The following is a 19,226-nucleotide window of genomic DNA, read 5'->3' as shown; positions in this document are numbered from 1 at the left end:
CAGCCTGCCCAGGAGGGAGAAGATGAGCCGATACACCGCGCTGTTTCTGGTCTTAGCCCTGTCCATTTGCGCCGCCGCGTCGCGCGCCGGCGAAGTGAGCGCGCCGGCAGTTGCCGAACCTTCCCAGGACTCCGCCCCGGCGGCTGTCGCGCCCGCGCCAACGGCTTCGGCGGCGGTTCCGGAGGCGCCCGCGGCCTCGCCGGCGGCGCCGACCACGGCCCTCGCCGCGCCCGAGGTCAAGCCGGTGGAGAAGCCCGCTCAGGCCAAGCCGAAGGAGGAGCCGGCCAAGGCTCCCGAGGAAAAACCGGTGGAGAAGCCGCTGCAGGCCAGCGCGGCGAAGCTCCAGCCTGTCGCGGATTCGTACCAGAAGGCGCACGACGACTTCATGGCATGGTTGAGATCGGCCTCGGAGAAGCTCGCGGCGGTGGAACAGAAGATCGCGGATCTGAAGTCCAAGATCACGGAGAACGAAGCCAAGATCACCAAGCTGAAGGTGGATTCGGCTCCGGCCCCCCAGGCCCGTGGCCTTGAGGCTCAGACCAAGGGCTTATGGGACCAGCTGAAGGCCGAGCAGGATCGCCGAGACCGGATGTCCCGGGCGCTGGGGCGAGCCGCCGAGCAGAAGGTCAGGGAGCTCAACGAGTCCGCCTCCGGCGCCGTAGAGACGGCGTCGGCGCAGCTGCGCTGAAGGATCCGCCGCGCTCAGGCAGCGAGCCTCTCATCCCAAGGGGAGGGCTGTAGGCATTCTGGGCTACCCGCATCCGGGCCCAAAGCCTGCGCTCGCCTTCCCCCATCGACTCATTCCCGTGGCATGTCCTTTGCAGTAGGATGGGGCTATGAAATCGGTATCCACCATTCTGCTCATCGCCCAATTCCTCCTTTGCCCCGTGGTCAACGCGGCCAACGTCCTGGTCGCGCCCGTCGCCACGCCGTCGGCTTCCGTCCCTGTGGCAGTCGGCTCCGCTATGACCCAGCTAGGCTCAGGCTCCATGAGCCTCGGCTCCCAGTCCCTTGGCTCAGGCCGTCTCAGCCTATCCCCGGTCTCAGGCCTCTCCGCCCCCGCGGTCCAGGCGGCCCCGGCGCAAATCATGCAGACGGCCGCCGCGATCATCTCCGCTCTGCCCGCGGCCAAGCCGCAAGCGGCTCTCATCACAGCCAAGCCCGCCGCCCCGTTGGCCGCCCCCGCCGCCTTGCCTGCCGATGCCGCGCAGGCCCAGACCTCCCTTGGCTCCCTGCAAGCCGCGGCCGAGCCCAAGCCGCAAGGCCAGACCAAGGAGCTCGCCGCCTCCGCCCTCTTCGACGGCACCAAACAGAAGACCGAGTCCAAGGAATGGACCTTCATGGTCTTCCTCAACGGCCACAACAACCTCGACGACTTCGGCGAGGTCAACATCAAGCAGATGGAGAAGGTCGGCTCCAACGACCGCGTCAACATCGTCGTGCAGTGGGCCTCCCTCGGCAAGCCCACCAAACGCATGCTCATCCAGCGCTCCGAGACCGGCGAGGTCAGCTCGCCCGTCATCGAGGAACTGCCGGCCGTGGACATGGGCAGCGCGGACCAGCTCTACGAGTTCATGCGCTGGGCCGCCGAGAAGTTCCCGGCCGCCCACTACATGGTCGACCTCTGGGACCACGGCGCCGGCTGGCACGCCAGGAACAAGGGCGCGTTCAGCCCTCTCGACATCAGCTGGGACGACCAGACCGGCAACCACATAACGACCGAACAGCTCGGCGTGGTCATGCGCAAGTTCAGGGACCTCATCGGCCGCCCCATCGACGTCCTCGGCTTCGACGCCTGCCTCATGGCCATGGCCGAGGTCATGGCCCAGGTCGCCGACTCCGTCCACTACATGGCGGGCTCAGAGCAGACCGAGCCCGGCGCCGGCTGGCCCTACGAGAAGGTCCTCAAGCAATGGCTGGCGGCCGAGGCCGATGACGGCGCGGCGCTCCGCAAGGCGCTCACCGAGCAGTATGTCGCGGCCTACGACCGCAACGTGAACTTCTCGGGCGTCGACCTTACGAAGCTCCCCGCCTTCATCGAGGCCGTCAAGACCCTCGGCCAGGAACTCGCCAAACTCGATGCCGCCAAATTCGCCCAAGCGCGCAAGGCGGCGCAGGCGACCCAGCGCTACGCCATTTCCGACTACGGCGACTTCATGGACTTCGTCGCGAAGCTCGCCAACGCCCCGGTGGCGCTGGTCTCAGCGCCGGTCATCGCCGCGGTCACGGCGGCCCACAAGGCCTTGGTGGTGGCCAACGACGCCACCGCCGACATCAGCGCCTCTTCAGGCGTGTCCATCTGGCTGCCCATGAGCTCGTATCTCTGGCAGGAGTACGGGGCGCGCTATCTGGGGCTCATCTGGCACCAGCTGACCCAGTGGGGCGACTTCGTCAAACGCCTCTCCGGCGGCCGCGAGGCCCCTGACGCCGGGCCGCGGGCCTAATTGTACCCTTAGCGCTCCGAGGCCTTTTATTGCGAGAACGTCGCCGCTGAGCTATACTTGCCGTATGAATCCCTTCACCGGCCGTGCCCTCATGAGGAAGTCCGCGTTGTGCGTGATCCTGGCGGCCGCGTGCGCTTCCACGGCCCACGCCGCCACGAAGCTTCGGCTTGACCGGGCCGTCCTGGACTTCGACCCGAACCAATCCATCTGGCACGTTTCATCGCAGCTCTGCAACAAGGACCAAGCCCCGTCCGGCAGCCTGAACTATCACATCTGGCTCTACGTCGACGACGGATCGGCCCGCTCCGGCAAGTCGCATTTCCATAATCTAGGCGGCGTCAAGTTCAACAAGCAGCTCGCCCCCGGCGAGTGCTGGAACCATTCCGACACCAGGATCACGGTCAAACTCAAGGACCTGCCGCAGGGACAATACCACATCGAGCTCGTGATCGGAGAATGGAACGGAAGCAAGTTCGTCCCGGTCCTTTCCCAGCCGTTCTACCTGGACAACGGCCTCTTCCAGGACTTCATCAAGGGATGAGCCCGACGGGCAGGCGTCAGAGGGACAGGGGCGTCGGGCCGGCAGCAAGGGGAGTTTCCTAAAAAACGGAAGTGGCTAGCCGAGGGATGGCCCAGACAAGCTGCGCTTGTCTGGGCGGGTCCCGACGCGGAGCGTCGGGACCTCGGAACGGCATGATTCAGCCCCCGTGGTGGAGGTGGATGGCCTTCATGTCGGCCAGGTCGGGGAGAGCGCAGGAGTCGAAGTCGTCGGGCTCCACGAATTCCCCGTTCACCGTCACGGTGATATGGGCGAAATCGTATTTCATGGCGGCCAGCGCATCGTTGACGGTCATCCCTTCCTTCCAGGGGAGCTTGTTGCCGTTGACCGCGATCATGCGCCGCTCCGCGCTTTCATGAGCAGCTCGATGGCCAGGTTGGCCTGCATGTTGGCGACGATCGCCACACGCGCCGAGCACAGGCCTAAAGACATGTCGCTCTCGCCGTCCCCGCAGAACCAGATGCGGTCGCCGACCTGCTCCACCTTCAGCGCCGCGGTGCCGCCGTAGCCCGCCACCCCGTTACCGCACACGATGGGCTTGCCGGGGAAGGCCCGGCACCAGGACTCGATGAGCCACTTCTTCGCCTCGGCCTTGTCGAAAGCCTCGATGAGCAGGTCAGCCTCGCCGAAGAGCGCGGCCACGCTCTCCGGCGATATCCTGCAGCAGTGCTCCGAAAGCTCGATGTCCGGGTTGATGGCGCGCAGGTGCCCGGCCAGCGCCTTGACCTTCTCGACGCCGATATCCTTCTGGACGAACTGCTGGCGGTTGAGGTTGGAGGCCTCCACCTCGTCGAAATCCGCCAGGATGAGCCGGCCGACCCCGGCCCGGGTCAGGGCCAGAGCGGCGTTGGAGCCCAGGCCGCCGCACCCGGCCACGCCCACGGTGCAGCGCCGCAGGATCTCGGTCATCCCTTTGACGTTGCGGGCGAAGATGGGCATGAGCCCTATTCTACCAACTTAGGCGGCGTCAGCGCCCCAGCAGAGCGCTGGCGATGAAGGCGCGCATCTTGGCGGGGTTCTTGTGCCGGGTGGACTTCTCGATGCCGGAAGTCACGTCGACGGCGAAGGGTCGGGCTTTCAGCGCGATTTCCCCGACGGTCTCCGGAGTGAGGCCTCCGCCCAAGAACACGGGCTTGCCGTGCTGCGCCGCGGCGGCCGCGAGCGACCAATCGAATGGGCGCGGGCTCCGGCCGGGCTTGCCGGGCTTGGTTTCCGCGGGGTCGTAGAGCAGCACGTAGTCGATCGCGTCGCCCCACCGGGGGATGTCCGCGATGGCCTCGGGGCCGGGTACGGCCAGAGCTTTGATGATGAAGGGGGGGCACTCGGCGATGGTCAGGGCCTGGCGTAGGCCCCGCAGGCGCTGAGGCGTCTGCGGGCCGTTGAGCTGGATGCCCTTGAGGTTCATCTCGGCGGCGAGCCTCGCGATGACTTTGGAGGACTCGTCATCGAAGAGGCCCACCACCGAAGCGAACGTGGGCAGCGCGGGGACCCAGTCTTTGGCGTCAGCGGGCAGGACGCGCCGCGGGCTCCGCTTGCGGAAATCGACGCCGATGAAATGCGCGCCGTCGTTGAGGGCCCAGACGGCGTCCTCGCGATTGGTGATCCCGCAGACCTTGACTCTCATGCGCCGAAGTTCTGGCGCAGTTGCTCCGCGCCGTGGTAGACGACCAGGGCCTGCGCCTCGGTGAGCTCGACGCGCATCAGGATGTCGACGGCGGCCTTGCGCGCGCCGCGTTTGACCGCCAGCTCGAAGTCCCGGAGCAGGCCGGCGGCGACCAGCCGGTCCAGCGTCGTCATCCCCTTGAAGTTCCCCACGGCTGCCGTATGCCTTACTCCTGGTCCGCTTTGACGATGGCGACCAGCTCCGGCAGATCTATGCCGAGCTCTTTGAGCCGGGAGATCTTCGGGACCCCGTTCTTGGTCCAGCCGCGCTTGGCGAAGGCCGCGTCCATCACCTTCTCGTACTGGCTCTCCCGGTAGGCGCGCGTGATCCTGAGCTTCTCGGCCGTGCTCTTGCCCGCCGGGTCCACGCCGAGGAGCTCCTGCATCTGCTTGTCGTAGCGCTCGGCGCGCGACTCGTACTCCTCGATCGTGACCGGCCCCATGGCGCGGTAGGGGATGGCGTCGTGCTTCCGAGTGCCTACGCCCAGCATGCGGCAGAGTATGCGCTGCAGGTTGTAGACCCGGGCGCTCTGGTCGAGCATCTTCTGCTCGTCCAGCCGGAGCCCGGTCATGCCCTCGAAGAACTTGAAGTAGTCGCGCACATGGTCCGGGACCTTGGCCGGCTCCTTCTCCTTGAAGTTGTCCGCCGGCACGATGTCGTTCCAGCACAACTTGCACAGCCCCATCAAGCCGAACCAAGTCCGCCAGAGCGGGAAGTAATGCAGGGCCTCGGCCTTCTGCTCGAAAGTCGGCATCGCATTGTTGATCTGGTCCATGAAGATGAGCCAAGCCTCGTCATGCTGGGGGCCCTTGATGGCCAGGCCGTAGCCGCCCTGCTGGGCCAAGGATTCCTTGGACATGTACTCGGAGAACTCCAGGCCCTTGGCCTCCATCCCGATGTCCTGCAGGAAAGCCGCGTCGGCGCCGTATTCCTTTGTCCACTTGTTCTTGAGCCAGCGGATGCCCTGCCCTACGTCGACCCCGAAGCCTTGCCCGCGCGCCATCTGGTGCATGAGCTCCAGCACCGCGCCGCAGGCGCCGAAGCGCAGCTCCAGGCCGCCGGTGTGCTTCTTGGTTATCTGGCCGGCCTCGAAGGCTTCCATGACGAAAGCCACCGTGGTGCCCACGGAGATGGTGTCGATGCCGTAGGTGTCGCAGTAGAAGTTGAACTCCGCGACGAAATCGCCGTCGAAGCAGCCCATGTTGGAGACCGCGCCGCAGGTCTCGTACTCCGGGCCGTCCACGCACACGCGCTGGCCTTTATAGGGGCCGGTCTTGAGTTCGAAGTCGTCGATGGTCTTGGCGCAGGCCATGGAGCAGCCGTACCAGCAGCCGTCCGACATGCCCTGGGTGAAGTACTTCTTCCGGAGGATGTCCGCTCCGATCTTGTGCGTGTCCGGGTGCGAGCCGAACTTGTAGTTGTGCACGGGCAGGAGGTCGTACTTGTCCATGACGTCCACGATGTTGGCGGTGCCGGTCTCGCGCATGCGGAACTGCGACTTGTCCAGCGTGGCCATCTCGGCGCTGATCTTCATCCCCGCGTCGCGGATCATCTTCGGGTCGGCCGGACGGTTGAGGTCGTCGACGATCTCGATGGCCCCGGTCGGGCAGGTGTAGGCGCAGGAGGTGCAGCCGATGCAGGTCTTGTCCACCGCGCCGAAGGGCATGGTCAGGTGGCGCTTGATGCCGCGGCCCGCGAAATGGAGGATCTTCTCCTGGGCGAATTCCTGGCAGGCGCGCACGCAGTGCCCGCAGAGGATGCAGGCCTTGGGGTTCTCGTCCGTGAGCGCGCTGGCGAACCGGCTGGAGGAGACCCCGCAGAGCTTGGCCGCTTCCTGGATGATCGGGACATTGGGCCAGCGGCCCAGATACATTTCGGCGATGAGCCGGCGGTGCTTGCGCACGGCCGCGCTGGCCGTGTGCACCTTCAGTTCGCCGCGCACGGGGTAATTGCAGGAGGTGACGAGCTTCAGCTTGCCCTTCTGCTCCACCTCCACCACGCAGAGGCGGCAGACCCCGTAGGGGGTCAGGTCCTTGTGGTCGCAGAGGGTGGGGACCGTGATCCCGGCCGCCCGGAGGGCCGGGAGCAGGAAGGAGCCCAGCTTGGCCTCCGCCGGCTTGCCGTCGATGAGGATGGGGACCTTTTTGACGCTGACCTTCACCGGAGCGCCCATGGCCTAGCTCCCGCTCCCCACCGAGACCGCGTCGAAATGGCACACGTCGCGGCACACGCCGCACTTGATGCACTTGGCCTGGTCCAGGAAGTGCAGCTTCTTGCGCTCTCCGGTGATGGCCTGGGTGGGGCAGTTCTTGGCGCAGAGGGTGCAGCCCGTGCATTTGTCCGTGATATCGTAGCGCAGCAAAGCCTTGCACACCAAGGCTGAGCACTTCTTCTCCCGGATGTGCTCGTGGTACTCGTTCTTGAAGTAGCGCAAGGTGCTCAGCACCGGGTTGCCCGCGGTGCCGCCCAGGGCGCAGAGGCTGGCCGCGTTGACCGTGGCGGCCAGGTCCTCCAGGAACGCGATGTCCTCCGATCGGCCCTGCCCGGCGCAGATCCGTTTGAGAGTCTCGTTCATGGCGTGCAGGCCTTCGCGGCAAGGGGTGCACTTGCCGCAGGATTCGTCCACCAGGAAGTCGATGAAATAGCGGGCCACGTCGATCATGCAGGTCCGGTCGTCCATCACGATCATGCCGCCGGAGCCCATCATGGAGCCCGCCTCGGTCAGGGAGTCGAAGTCCACCTTCATGTCGAGCAGCGCCGCCGGGATGCAGCCGCCGGACGGGCCGCCGGTCTGCACCGCCTTGAACTTGCGGCCGTTGGGGATGCCGCCGCCGATGTCCTCGACGATCTCGCGCAGAGTGATCCCCATGGGGACTTCGACCAGGCCCGTGTTCTTGATGTTGCCCACGAGGGAGAACACCTTGGTGCCGCTGGATCCGTCCGTTCCCAAAGAGGCGAACCATTCCGGGCCCTTCTCGAAGATGACCGGGATGTTGGCCCAGGTCTCCACGTTGTTGAGGATGGTGGGCTTGTCGCGGTAGCCGTATTCCACGTTGTGCACGTACTTGGCGCGGGGCTCGCCCGCCTGCCCCGCCATGGAGGCCATGAGCGCCGAGCTCTCGCCGCACACGAAGGCGCCGGCGCCGCGGTGGATCTTGATGTCGAAGCTGAAGCTCGTGCCGAGGATGTTCTTGCCGAGCAGGCCGTGGGCTCTGGCATCGGCCAGGGCTTTGTCGAGCCTGACCAAGGCCAGCGGGTACTCCTTGCGGATATAGACGAAGCCTTCGCTGGAGCCCGCGGCGAAGGCGCCGATGAGCATCCCCTCCAGGACCGAGTGCGGGTCCGTCTCGATGATGCTGCGGTCCATGAACGCGCCCGGGTCGCCCTCATCCGCGTTGCAGACCACGTAGATCGGTTCGCCGCGCTCCAGGGCGGCCTTGCGGCCGGCCTGCCATTTGATCCCGGTCGGGAAGCCCCCGCCGCCGCGGCCTCTCAGGCCGGAGGCGATGACGTCCTTGATGATGCGCTCCTGGGTGCCCGCTATGTCCTTTTCAGAAAGGAGCTCGCGCAGTGACTGGTAGCCGTTGCGCGCGATGTAGTGCGAAAGGTTCTCCGGGTCTATGAGGCCCTTATTGCGCAGGGCCACGAGCTGCTGCTTGTTGAAGAAGCCGATGTCCTGCATCTTGGCGTGGGTCGCGCCGGTGACCGGGTCCTTGTAGAGCAGCTTAGCTACGACCTGGCCGCCGATGAGGTGCTCGGAGACGATGACCGGGATGTCCTTTTCGGTCACCTTCTGGTAGAACACCCCTTCCGGCTGCACCACGATGATGGGGCCCGCGGCGCAGAAGCCGTTGCAGCCTGTGCCCACCACGAGGAACTGCCTGTCGAGCTTCCTGGCCTTGAGCTCGGCGCGCAGGCTGTCCCGGATGCTGAAGCCCTTGGCCGAGACGCAGCCCGTGCCCGTGCAGACCATGAGCATGGCCTTGTAGCTGCCAAGGTCCTTGTTGACCTTGGCGGCGATCCGGACGAGGTCGAGGGTCATGTGCGCTCCTGCTTCAATATCCTGCGCACGTCGGTGGTCTGGAGGTTGCCGTAGATCTCGTCTCCGATCTTCGCCACCGGCGCCAGGCTGCAGCAGCCGAGGCAGGCCACGGCTTCGAGCGTGAACCTGCCGTCCGGGGTGGTCTCTCCCTGCTTGACCTTGAGCTCGCGCTCGAAGGCCGCGACGATCTGCGCGGAGCCTTTGACATGACAGGCCGTGCCCACGCAGACCTGGATGGTCTTTTCCCCTCGGGGAGTGAGGCTGAAGGCCTTGTAGAAGGTCGCGATATGATAGAGCTGGCCGCGCGAGACCCCCGTCTCCAGAGACAGGAAATCGATGGCCGCCTGGGAGATGTGCCGGTCGCGGTCCTGGATGTCCTGCAGCATCTCGATGACGTAGTCAGGGTCGCCGTCCCATTTCTTGACGATCTCCCGGACCGTCTCTTTCGTCGTGTGGGCGCAGGAGGCGCAGGCTCCCGCGATGCGCAGCGCGGCCTTGCTCTCGGCCACGCGCCAGGTCGGGGTGAGGGGCTTGCCCCGGATGACCAAAGCCTTGAGCTTCTTGTCCCGGAACACGGTGCCGATGCCGCCCCGGCCGGCCTGCTTGAGGCGGGCGACCTTGCGGCGCCAATCGTAGAAGGAGAAGTTGAGCACGCCCAGACGGGTGTGCTCCGCGGCGCGGCCGGCCGACACCACGGCGACGTTGCGCTTGTCGAGCTCGTCGAGAGCGTACATCTCCGTGAGCTCCTCGGCCACCAGGTGCGAGTCCACGCTCTCCAGGGGGGCTTCCGCGATGGATATCTTGTTGTTCACGGCATCGATGTAGATGAGGATGTCGCTCTTGGCCTTGCCCACGATGGTCAAGGCGTCGAAGCCCGCGAACTTCATATAGGGCCCGAAGTAGCCGCCCACGTTGCAGTCCATGATCGAGTGGGTGGTCGGCGATATGGAGGTGACCAAGGTCTTGCCGGAGCCGGGGAAGGACATGGTCCCGCCCAGGGGCCCGGAGGACATGCAGATGGGGTTGTTCGGGCTGTCCCATTTGGTGTCCTTGTCTATCTCCTGGAACATGAGCCACAAGTCCAGGCCTTTGCCGCCGATCCAGAGGTCCTTCATCTGCCGGGTCACGGGCCGGGTCTCGATCTTGTTGGCCGCGATGTCGATGCGCAGGCTGCGGTTGGCATAGCCTCTTTCCAGCTCGGCGGGCGCATAGCTGAACTCGGCCAGGACTTTGTGGGCCTGGCGCATCTTGGCGACTGCGTCGCAGATGGGATGGGACATTGAGCCTCCGGACAGTGAAAAGCCCCACGTCATCTTAGCTTTTTTCTAGAATATGAGCGATGTCCGCTCCGCCCTCTCCGGAAGAGATCCGCCGCTGCCAGGAGGTCCTCGATGCCATCGTCGCGGACCGGTCCCTGCTGGCCGGCGTCCCCGAGGAGAGCCGCATCGCTTTGCTCAAGGCCGCGGGCCGCGCCTGCCACCCGACCCGGCGCGAGGTCATCCGCTTCGCCAAGGAGCTGCGCAGCCGGGAGCGGCAAGAGGCCGAGGCCGAAGACCGCAAGGCGCGGCGCGCCACGGTCATCCGCAAGGCCCGCCAAGCCGCGGTGTTCACTCCGCCGCAACTCACCGGTCCCCATACAGCGCACGGCCCGGAGCTGGCCCGGCCGCGCTACTGCTACGTGTGCAAGGGCGAGTACCGCCGCGTGCATTTCTTCTACGACTCCATGTGCCCGGCCTGCGGGGACTTCAACTACCGCAAGCGCGGCCAGACCGCGGACCTCAAGGGCCGCACGGCGGTGATCACGGGCGCACGCATCAAGATCGGCTACCAGGCGGCTTTGATGCTGCTGCGCGCCGGGGCCAAGGTCGTGGCGACCACGCGCTTTCCGCACGACGCGGCCCTGCGTTACAGCCGCGAGCCGGACTTCGCCGCGTGGTCCGAGCGCCTGAAGGTCCACGGCCTGGACCTGCGGCACTCGCCGAGCGTGGACATCTTCTGCCGCTACCTGGACTCCACCTTGGAGCGTCTGGATGTCCTCATCAACAACGCGGCGCAGACCGTGCGCCGCCCGCCGGCTTTCTACGCTCACCTGCTCGCAGGCGAGGCCTCCACGCAGGGGCTTCCTTCCGAGGCCCTGCCCCTGCTTTCGAGCCATCATGCGCTCAACGCCGCCCTGGCCACGACGGTGACGCTGGGACACAAAGAGGATCGGGTGGATGCCACGGGCCTGGCGCTCTGGCACGCGGGCGGGCCGGGGGTGGGCCTGCGCGCCTCGGCGCAGCTCTCGCAGACCAAATACACCTACGACGAGGCCGACCTGGCCGCCGAGGCTTTCCCGATGGGCAAGCTGGACGCGGACCTGCAGCAGCTCGACCTGCGCGCCAAGAACTCCTGGCGCCTGACCTTGGCCGAGGTCCCCACGGCCGAGATGCTGGAGCTCCAGCTCATCAATTCCGTGGCTCCTTTCATCCTGTGCAGCAAGCTCAAGGGCCTGATGCTGCGCCATCGCAACCACGACAAGCACATCGTCAACGTCTCGGCCATGGAGGGGAGCTTCTCGCGGGGCACCAAGACCGACAAGCATCCCCACACCAACATGGCCAAGGCCGCGCTCAACATGCTGACCTTGACCTCGGCTTCAGACTACGCCAAGGACGGCATCCACATGAACGCGGTGGACACCGGCTGGGTGACCGACGAGGACCCCGCGCACCACAGCGCGCGCAAGCAGGAGGAGCACGACTTCCAGCCGCCCTTGGACATCGTGGACGGCGCCGCGCGGGTCTGCGACCCGGTCTTCTCGGGATACTTGAGCGGGACGCACGTCTGGGGCAAGTTCCTCAAGGACTACGCCCCGACGTCCTGGTAGGCCGCCGGCCGGTCAGCTTCTCCTTGATGTCCGGCCAGAACTCCTTGAACACGCCGCCGACCAGGTCCACGCCGATCTGGAGCCCGAAATTCTCCGCCGATTCGCCGACGCCGCGGTCCTGCCTCGGACGGTAGAGGTTCCCTGCGGCCGCCATGACCGCGTTGCCCGCGAATTCGGAGGCGTTGAACTGGGCGGAGCCGTCGTCGCCGCGGGTGACGAAGACCCGGCTGGCGGCATAGCCCAGGCGATGCCAGAAGCCGCCGCGGCCCAGCCGGAAGAAGCGGGGGTCCTGGTGCAGGAGGATGGGGAAGGCGGCCTCGGAGAGCATGTTGCTCATGGTCTGGTCCGCCAGGGCGGCGATATAGCGCTTCCCGAAGCCGTCGGGACCTCGTCCCCAAGAGGGGTTTTCGTTGTCGATATGGGAGATGCCGGCGAAGACCCCGGCGATCGGGAAGGCGTAGGGGTCGAAGGAATCCTTCAGCGCAATCCTGAACTTGTCCTGGGCTGAGATGGTGGGAAGGCTGAGCTCGTCCTGCACGGTCTGGTAGTTGGGGATGACCCAGAAGACGCGGTCCTCCTTGGTCCCCATGACCTGGGTCTTCTCATCCGCCCAGGCCGGAGCGCAGAGAAGCAAGGTGATCACTGCTACCGCGGCGCGGAGCCTCATCGCTTGACTCTAACATACATTGTGGCGGAGGAAGGTAAAAACCGTGTCAAGGCCGTCGAACTATGGTAACCTTCCATCCATGAGCCGGGCTTTCATCAAGGAAGACGCGGGCGATCCGGACGAACTGCCGGAGCGCCACCAGAGCGCGGCCCCGAACTACGTGACCGCCGAGGGGCTGGTGGCCCTGCGACATGAGGCCGCCGAGCTGCGCGCGCGGCTGGAGCCGCTGGCCAAGGACAGCCGAGAAGCGCGCCAGATCAAGCGCGACCTGAACTATTTTGAGGGCCGGGTGGCCAGCGCCATCCCGGTGGACCCCAAGGTCGCTCCGGCCGGCGAAGTCCGCTTCGGCGCGAAAGTGGAACTGCGCGGCGAGGACGGCAAGACGCGGACGCTGGCCATCGTGGGGCAGGACGAGGCTGAGGGCGGCCAGGACAAGATCGCTTGGGACTCGGCTTTGGCCTTGGCATTGATGGGCGCCAAAGTCGGGGACCGGATCGAGACCGAGGAATCCGGGGCGCTCGAAGTGGCGGCCATCCGTTACCCGAGGAGCTGAGCATGGAAAAGACCACCTGGCGTTTCTCGTCCACCTTCTGGTTCGCCAACCTCATCGAGCTCTTCGAGCGCGCCGCCTACTACGGCTGCTTCATCTTCCTGTCCGTCTATCTGACCACGCGCATCGGCTTTTCGGACCGCGCCACCGGCGTGGTCACCGGCGTCTTCTCCTTCGTCCTCTACCTCATGCCCACATTCATGGGGACGCTGGCCGACCGCATCGGCTTCAAGAAGTCCCTCTGCGCGGCCTTCTTCCTGCTCTGCGTCGGCTACTCGGTGCTGGGCGCTTTCCCGACCAAGTCCTCCGCCATCCTGGCCCTGGCCATCATCGTCTGCGGGGCGGGCATCGTCAAGCCGGTGGTCTCCGGGACCACGGCCAAGTGCTCCGACGAGACGAACCGGGCCCGGGCCTTCTCCCTGTTCTACTGGGCGGTCAACATCGGCGCCTTCGCGGGCAAGAGCTTCGTGGACCCCATCCGCCAGGCCTTCGCCGCATCGGACTCTTCCGGCCTCTTGGGCTTCCTCAAGGGGCTGCTGGGCAACCCGAGCGGCCCGGGCTGGGAGCTGCAGTTCGTCAACTTCTACTCCGCCTCCATGGCCTTCGTGGCCCTGCTTTTCGCTCTGCTGGCCTACCGCGAGCCGGAGGGCGCGGCCAAGACCCCGGCCAAGAGCTTCCGGGAACTGGCCGCGGGCCTGGGCCGGGCGCTCTCCAACTGGCGCTTCGCCTGCCTCATCGTCATCACGGGCTTCTTCTGGGCGATCCAGGGCCAGCTCTACGCCACCATGCCCAAGTACCTGTTCCGCATGGTGGGGCTTTCCTCCAAGCCCGGCTGGGTGGCCAACGTGAACCCCTTCGTGGTCATCCTCTTCGTCATCCCCATCACCCAGCTGGTGCGCCGCTGGCGGCCCATCAGCTCGATAGCGGTCTCCTTCCTCATCATCCCGCTCTCCGCCTTCACCGTCTCCTTGGCGCCTTTGATAGGGGCCAAGGAGGTGTCCCTGGGATTCACGACGGTCAACACCATCATCCTCATGATGATGATCGGCATCTTTTTCCAGGGCTTGGCCGAATGCTTCCTATCGCCCCGCTACCTGGAGTACGCCTCCAAGCAGGCGCCTCCGGGAGAGACCGGCCTGTACATGGGCTACGCGCACCTCAATTCCGCCTTCGGCTGGCTGTTCGGCTTCATCCTCTCGGGCATGCTTCTGGATAAGTGGTGCCCGGACCCCGCGAAGCTTCCGGCGGGCCTGAGCGAGCTGGAGCGCGCCGGCTACTACGCCCACGCCCACTACATCTGGTACGTCTTCACGGCCGTGGGGGTGGCGGGCTTCATCCTATTGATGGCGTTCCGCGCCGTCACCGACCGCCTGGACGGCCGGAAAGCCGGGCGCGGCAGGCTCGGCCCGACGAGCGCCGAGAAGACCCTGGAGGAGATCACCGAGTCGGAATCCTAGCGCGCGGACCGGGACTGGCTGTAGCCTTTGGGCAGCAGGCCCTCGGCTTCCAGGCGCAGAGCCAACCGCAGGAGGTCGGCCCTCTGCTCGGGGGTGAGCAAGGGCGAGGAGAGCAGGGCGTCGAGCTGGGGCTTGGCGTCCGCGGCGCGCCCTGAGAATCCTTCCAGAGAGAAGCGCAGCCTCTGCGCGCCTTGGGGCCCGGGGATGGCGCCGAGGTCTATCATCCAGGAGTCCTTGGACAGGCGTTTGACCGAGGCGTTCTTGAACGAGGCCCCGGCAGCGGAAGCGTCGCCCGCCTCCCAGCGGTACTGCCAGCCGAGGTACTGGTTGTTGCGCGCGATCTCGACTTCCCGGGGCAGGTCCTTGATGGTCCAGGCCAGCATGGTGAGGTCGTCGGGGGAGATCTTCTGGCCCTTTCGGAATCCTTCCGAGAACTGGGGGGAGCGCATCTGCTGGGCGAGGACCTTGTCCATCTCGTCCCAGTCGGAATCGCGGTCCTGGAGGCCGGCGCCGATGTCGAGCCAGTCCTTGGCGGAGAGGCCTTCGCGCAGCATGGACATGCCCAGCGATAGGACGAGGGGGTCGAAGCCTGTGGCGCGGGATATGGAGCCGAGGACCTGGCTCTGCATGGTCATGGCCGCGGCCATGGAGTCCTGGAATTTTTGATCCTCGGCCGCTACCGGCGCCGGGCCGGGGGCTTCCATGGTCTGGACTATGGGCGCGGCCTGCAGGCCGACCTTGGGCATGGGAGCGGTCAAGGACGGGGCGGGGACCATGGACTGCAGCTGAGGGACCAGCGAGTTGGTGAAGTGCGGCGCGCCGAGCGCGGGGCCAACGGGTCCGCGCCAGGGCGCCGCGACCTTGGCTACGGCTCGGACCTGGGCCGAGGACGAGGCGGGCAATAGGGCGGCCAGAGCCGCGAGCGCGCAGCGCCAAACCATGGACGGTATTATACTTGCGCGCAAAGGGGCGCAAACGAGTCTTAGGGCCCATTTCTTCTCAGACAAATGGCCTATCCGGGAACTTTTCGGCGGGTCATTCGTATATTTAGTGATGAACTCGGATGGCAGGCATGGGGGGGGTGCGCCGAAAATTTGTAGGCAGCCGGCCTTACACCCTCGTCAAGCGGTCAATAGAAACGACGCTTGCCCGCGCAAAGACCTTGCGAGCGCCTTTCCCGCCTGCGGTCGCGCTCCTCGGCAAGAAGCTCGCCGACTTCCTCGGCAAGCTCCGTAGCGTCGATCCGGAGGCGATAGCCCAGCCCTTCAAAGAGCTTGCCCCAGGTCGAGAGCTTGGCGTCTTCGCCCCGCTCGGCCCAATGCACGACCGAAGCGTTGACGCCCGCATGATCGGCAAGCTGCCGCTGGGAGATTCCGCGGTCCAGCCGCAGCTCTTTGAGCAATGTCGCCATGCGACGCACCGTCCCTTGGGAATCCATACTATCTTACGAGATGACCCCCGAAAAAGTTCCCACCCGCCGAACCTTGCCTCCCTTGGTCCGTTGCTCCCAAGCAACACGGTTCGGAATAGATGCCCTATATCGCCGCGTTGGGGAGGGAAGTTGCAGAAAAGCAACGGACCAAGGGAGGGACCCCCACGGGAGATTGCCGGGCGCGCGATTCCGGGCGCCCGGTCTGGCGGCTACCTACAAATTTTCGGCGCACCCCATGGGGGATTGACATACATATGTTTGCATGTTAATCTCATCGTAGGAGGCGACCCCATGGTCAGGACTACGATCTACCTGCCGGAGGAGCTCCATAGCGGGCTCAAGCACTTGGCGGTCGAACTGCATTGCCCTATGGCCGATCTGCTCAGGAAGGCCGTGGAGTCGACCTACGAGCATGAGCTGGAGGGTCTGCGCACGGCGCAGAAGGCCTGGAAGCTGCATCTGAGGCAACCGGGCAAGGCCGTTTCCGCTAGGAGCTACTTCGCCAAGCGGGCGAAATAGGGATGTCGTCCATTTTGTAGACTGCTGAAGTGAAGCCTATCACGGTCGAGGCCGTGCGCCGGCTCTTCCTCAAGCGCCAGCACCTGGACCGGCCTCTGCAGGGGCCGCTCAACGCCAAGCGCCTGCAAGCCTTCGTCGAAGACACGGGCGGCCTGCAGCTCGACTCCATCAACGTCATCGAACGCGCGCATTATCTTTCGGTCTGGAGCCGCTTCGGGGCCTATGACAAGGCCGCGCTGGACCGGCTGGCTTACGAGGACCGTCTCCTTTACGAGTATTGGGCTCACGCGGCCTGTCTGGTGCCGCGCGCTCATCTGCCCGCCTGGCGGCGGGCCATGCTGGACTACCGCACGCGCCACACGGGCTGGTCGTCCTGGCTGAAGGCTAACGGGAAGATGCTGCGCGAGGTCGAGTCTGTGGTGGCGGACAAGGGGCCGGTGACTGCCGCGGTGTTCACTGCTGGGCAGAGGACTAAGAAATCCACGGGCTGGTGGGACTGGATGCCGGGCGACCACGCGCTTCATTTTCTGTGGATGACGGGCAAGGTGGCGGTGCATTCGCGGCCGCATTTCCGCAAGCGCTACGATCTTTCCGAGCGGGTGGTGGACCTTTCGGCGGTGGAGCCGCTTTCAGCCGAGGAGTTCCACAAGTGGCATGTCCGGCAGAGCCTGCACGCGATGGGCGCGGCCACGGCCAAGGATTTGGGGGCTTACCTTTCTTTCCCGCGGTTCTCATTGAAAGACCGGCGCGGGGCTTTGCGCGCGATGCTGGAGTCGGGCGAGGTCTCGGCTGTGGCGGTGAAGGGGCTGGCCGGGGAGTGGTTCGCTTTGCGGGAGGACTTGCCGGCTTTGCAGGAGCCGGGGCCGGCGGTGAAGGGGACGACGCTGCTTTGTCCGTTCGATTCCTTCCTGTGGCATCGCCAGCGGACTTTGGATCTGTTCGGGTTCGACTACAAGATCGAGGTGTATGTGCCTGCGGCGAAAAGGCGGCATGGGTATTATTGTCTGCCTATTTTGCACGATGGGCGGTTGATCGGGCGGCTGGACGCGAAGAACTCGCGGCAGGATGGGAGGCTTTTGGTGCCGGCCGTGCATTTCGAAGAGGGATTTCCCGGGGGGGATGGGGCTTTGGCGGGGTTGGCAAAGGCTTTTGGGTCGCTGGAAAAGTTCGTGGGGGCGGGGGAGATTTCGGTGGGGAGGGTTTTTCCGGCGGCGTTGGCGGATGAGGTGCGGCGCCGGGTTTGATTCGTGCACCAGCAACCACCTCAGTCGACCCCTCCAGTCGCCCAACTCGGCATTGTGAAGTGCCCCGATCAAGGCAGGCCGGAGAGTCCAGAGTCCTGCTGACCGGCTGGGGTTGGGTCGGAGATAGGGCTTGGGGTGATACCCTGCGTGGCCCGCAGGATATCACGGAAACTGGAGCTTCTTTTCCGTTGCTAATGATAGGCGGCAGAGATACAATCTTCATTGACGGCCGTCTCGACGGCCGTGCTACTTAGTCAAGTGACTCTCTACGTTAGACAGATGAATCTTTCATGTTCCATCAAAGGAGCCAAGTTTCGGCGAGGGCTTGCACTGTGACATGGCAGAAGGGCGTGCTGTTTTTGTGGTGTGCACTCTTTGCGGCTTGTTTGGTTGCGCACGAGGGTGTCCCTGTTCAAGCTGAATCCAACCAGGACACCGAGCGTGAGTATGGCGCCTTTAGCTACCCTGGCCCCTTTGACCATATGGAGGCTCTCGGTGGTTTAAAAAGCGCCGGCTCCCCTGTCGATCTTTTTGGGGTCTCAGTGGACCTGCGTCCCGCGAAGTTCTCTCTGGAAGTCGAGGACTATCGGAGTGTGGATAAGCCGGTTGTGGGCAAACTATATCGCTCCTACGCGGAGGCATGGAAAGCCATGGGCCCAGTGTGGCCGTGGGCGATGATCCCGGCCAATGCCGTAGACGCCTATGTCAGGGAGGTCGCAGATTCGACATTGGCGAGCGTTTCCTTGGCAATTGAGGCGGACGACAAACTCAGCACACAGAAACTCCTGTCCGGCTTACGCCGAGCTTTGATTGAGAAGAAGGATAAGCTGGACGTTGCCACCTATGAAACGGCAGTGGGCTTCCTTGATCAAGCCCTAAGCATCGGCTCGGGCAACAAATCGTCGACAGATCGGCGCTGGCTCAGCTTCTTCCAAGATCCCGTCCGTTCCACTCCCATCGGGATTTGGGCTTCAAACTCGCAGCTTGAAAACATTTTTCTCCGTGACCACTTTTTACAGACCGAATTCTCCTTCGACAAGGATGGCATTGTTTTCAATGCCTTCCGCAACGCTCTCAAGGATAATCCAGATTTGCTGGCCGCCTATAAGTTCCAGGTCTCATTGCGGCAGAAGTTAGAAAACCCATTCATCGCTGCCTGTCTCTTGGGGTCCAAGGGCCGCAACAAAAGATGGGCCTTCCTTCCGGCCTCTCGCTCGCCCGGAATCACGATGAGATTGACGGACAACGGCAAGTCGCCGAAGGAAAAAGTAATTTGGGAATTGGGGGCAGCTCCGCTATCCCTTAGACCACGGTCCGACTCAGGATACAGCGATTATGAGAAGTATGCTTTCGCCGCGCTGTTATTTCCCAGTAATAGTCCTGAGGCGCGCAAGGTTGAATTTGAGGCGGGCCATGCAAAAGATGCCAAGCCGGCGGATGTCGTCCCGTACGAGAAGCAAGAGGTCGGGTTGCCCTTTGCGCGTCCCAGTGCTCCTGCACCTATTAGTATTCGTCCCCTATTCGCCATTGAACCCCTACCCACCGCATATGCACGCTACGCCTCCGCCATCAACTTCCTACTAAAAAGCATGGAGCGACTCGCAACGGTTCGCGAAATCCAACTTCATGAGCCTCTCAAGCGCATGATTCGCTCAATTTGTGACGCCTCCGCTGAATTTTCCCGTAATTTCGTGCGTGTGAGATATTCCTAAACATGTTAGACTACTGCACCACCACGCCGAGGTATCCCCTGTTGCGGGGATGCTACCGGCGTGGCTTT

Annotated in this window: 19 protein-coding genes; 9 read left to right on the top strand and 10 right to left on the bottom strand. The window is 64.6% G+C overall.

The features are described from left to right. The first annotated feature begins 22 nt into the window (after positions 1-22). The 3 genes from NTY77_13105 (at position 23) to NTY77_13095 (ending at position 2,985) form a co-directional block, all read left to right on the top strand. The gene (locus tag NTY77_13105) at positions 23-688 is read left to right on the top strand and encodes a hypothetical protein (protein ID MCX5796424.1); all 666 of its coding nucleotides are present in this window, start codon (positions 23-25) and stop codon (positions 686-688) included. 148 nt (positions 689-836) lie between these two features. Further along, positions 837-2,444 carry a clostripain-related cysteine peptidase gene (locus NTY77_13100; GenBank protein ID MCX5796423.1) on the top strand — a complete coding sequence of 536 codons (1,608 nt, stop codon included), beginning with the start codon at positions 837-839 and terminating at the stop codon, positions 2,442-2,444. Positions 2,445-2,508: 64 nt separating this feature from the next. After that, positions 2,509-2,985: a hypothetical protein gene (locus NTY77_13095; GenBank protein ID MCX5796422.1), complete on the top strand. Its 477-nt coding sequence runs from the start codon at positions 2,509-2,511 to the stop codon at positions 2,983-2,985. A 157-nt stretch (positions 2,986-3,142) separates the two neighbouring features. Here the strand turns inward: NTY77_13095 and thiS are convergent, their stop codons facing one another. Genes thiS through NTY77_13060 form a run of 7 tightly spaced genes read right to left on the bottom strand, consistent with a single transcriptional unit; the run spans position 3,143 to position 9,988 of the window. Further along, positions 3,143-3,340 (bottom strand): sulfur carrier protein ThiS, encoded by a 198-nt coding sequence (gene thiS, locus NTY77_13090; GenBank protein ID MCX5796421.1) that lies wholly within the window; start codon positions 3,338-3,340, stop codon positions 3,143-3,145. Next, positions 3,337-3,942 (bottom strand): sulfur carrier protein ThiS adenylyltransferase ThiF, encoded by a 606-nt coding sequence (thiF, locus tag NTY77_13085; GenBank protein MCX5796420.1) that lies wholly within the window; start codon positions 3,940-3,942, stop codon positions 3,337-3,339. Before thiF ends, thiS begins: the two co-directional genes overlap by 4 nt. Positions 3,943-3,970: 28 nt before the next feature. After that, on the bottom strand, positions 3,971-4,627 hold the full coding sequence (locus NTY77_13080) for a phosphoribosylanthranilate isomerase (protein MCX5796419.1): 657 nt from the start codon (positions 4,625-4,627) through the stop codon (positions 3,971-3,973). After that, positions 4,624-4,818: a hypothetical protein gene (locus tag NTY77_13075; protein MCX5796418.1), complete on the bottom strand. Its 195-nt coding sequence runs from the start codon at positions 4,816-4,818 to the stop codon at positions 4,624-4,626. Before NTY77_13075 ends, NTY77_13080 begins: the two co-directional genes overlap by 4 nt. A 14-nt stretch (positions 4,819-4,832) precedes the next feature. Next, positions 4,833-6,839, bottom strand: coding sequence for a 2Fe-2S iron-sulfur cluster-binding protein (locus tag NTY77_13070; protein MCX5796417.1), 2,007 nt, complete (start codon positions 6,837-6,839; stop codon positions 4,833-4,835). Between the two features lie 3 nt (positions 6,840-6,842). Beyond that, complete coding sequence (locus NTY77_13065) at positions 6,843-8,708, bottom strand: 4Fe-4S binding protein (GenBank protein MCX5796416.1); 1,866 nt, start codon at positions 8,706-8,708, stop codon at positions 6,843-6,845. Further along, the gene (locus NTY77_13060) at positions 8,705-9,988 is read right to left on the bottom strand and encodes an NAD(P)H-dependent oxidoreductase subunit E (protein MCX5796415.1); all 1,284 of its coding nucleotides are present in this window, start codon (positions 9,986-9,988) and stop codon (positions 8,705-8,707) included. The genes NTY77_13065 and NTY77_13060 overlap by 4 nt, the downstream gene beginning before the upstream one ends. Before the next feature lie 59 nt (positions 9,989-10,047). Between NTY77_13060 and NTY77_13055 the strand changes: the two genes are divergently transcribed. After that, the gene (locus NTY77_13055; GenBank protein MCX5796414.1) at positions 10,048-11,577 is read left to right on the top strand and encodes an SDR family oxidoreductase; all 1,530 of its coding nucleotides are present in this window, start codon (positions 10,048-10,050) and stop codon (positions 11,575-11,577) included. Here the strand turns inward: NTY77_13055 and NTY77_13050 are convergent. Then, a complete protein-coding gene (locus tag NTY77_13050; GenBank protein ID MCX5796413.1) occupies positions 11,549-12,244 on the bottom strand; it encodes a hypothetical protein in 696 nt (231 codons plus the stop codon). The two genes, NTY77_13055 and NTY77_13050, sit on opposite strands and share 29 nt — an antisense overlap. A 79-nt stretch (positions 12,245-12,323) precedes the next feature. Between NTY77_13050 and NTY77_13045 the strand changes: the two genes are divergently transcribed. Together NTY77_13045 and NTY77_13040 are read left to right on the top strand one after the other, a co-directional pair. Then, complete coding sequence (locus NTY77_13045) at positions 12,324-12,797, top strand: GreA/GreB family elongation factor (protein MCX5796412.1); 474 nt, start codon at positions 12,324-12,326, stop codon at positions 12,795-12,797. A gap of 2 nt (positions 12,798-12,799) precedes the next feature. Next, positions 12,800-14,251, top strand: coding sequence for an MFS transporter (locus tag NTY77_13040; GenBank protein MCX5796411.1), 1,452 nt, complete (start codon positions 12,800-12,802; stop codon positions 14,249-14,251). Here the strand turns inward: NTY77_13040 and NTY77_13035 are convergent. Beyond that, positions 14,248-15,192, bottom strand: a complete 945-nt coding sequence (locus NTY77_13035) for a hypothetical protein (GenBank protein MCX5796410.1) — start codon at positions 15,190-15,192, stop codon at positions 14,248-14,250. The two genes, NTY77_13040 and NTY77_13035, sit on opposite strands and share 4 nt — an antisense overlap. Before the next feature lie 188 nt (positions 15,193-15,380). Continuing rightward, positions 15,381-15,662, bottom strand: a complete 282-nt coding sequence (locus NTY77_13030; GenBank protein MCX5796409.1) for a helix-turn-helix transcriptional regulator — start codon at positions 15,660-15,662, stop codon at positions 15,381-15,383. Between the two features lie 312 nt (positions 15,663-15,974). On the opposite strand from NTY77_13030, the gene NTY77_13025 reads away from it, so the two are divergent. The 3 genes from NTY77_13025 (at position 15,975) to NTY77_13015 (ending at position 19,158) form a co-directional block, all read left to right on the top strand. Next, complete coding sequence (locus NTY77_13025; protein ID MCX5796408.1) at positions 15,975-16,202, top strand: ribbon-helix-helix domain-containing protein; 228 nt, start codon at positions 15,975-15,977, stop codon at positions 16,200-16,202. A gap of 29 nt (positions 16,203-16,231) precedes the next feature. Continuing rightward, a complete protein-coding gene (locus NTY77_13020) occupies positions 16,232-17,446 on the top strand; it encodes a winged helix DNA-binding domain-containing protein (protein ID MCX5796407.1) in 1,215 nt (404 codons plus the stop codon). A 332-nt stretch (positions 17,447-17,778) separates the two neighbouring features. After that, positions 17,779-19,158 carry a hypothetical protein gene (locus tag NTY77_13015; protein ID MCX5796406.1) on the top strand — a complete coding sequence of 460 codons (1,380 nt, stop codon included), beginning with the start codon at positions 17,779-17,781 and terminating at the stop codon, positions 19,156-19,158. The last annotated feature ends 68 nt before the right edge of the window (positions 19,159-19,226 follow it).

It is taken from the genome of Elusimicrobiota bacterium (assembly GCA_026388095.1).
GTDB lineage: Bacteria > Elusimicrobiota > Elusimicrobia > UBA1565 > UBA9628 > UBA9628.
The sequence above is the reverse complement of the archived record's forward strand: the minus strand, read 5'-3'. Positions and strand labels throughout refer to the sequence as shown.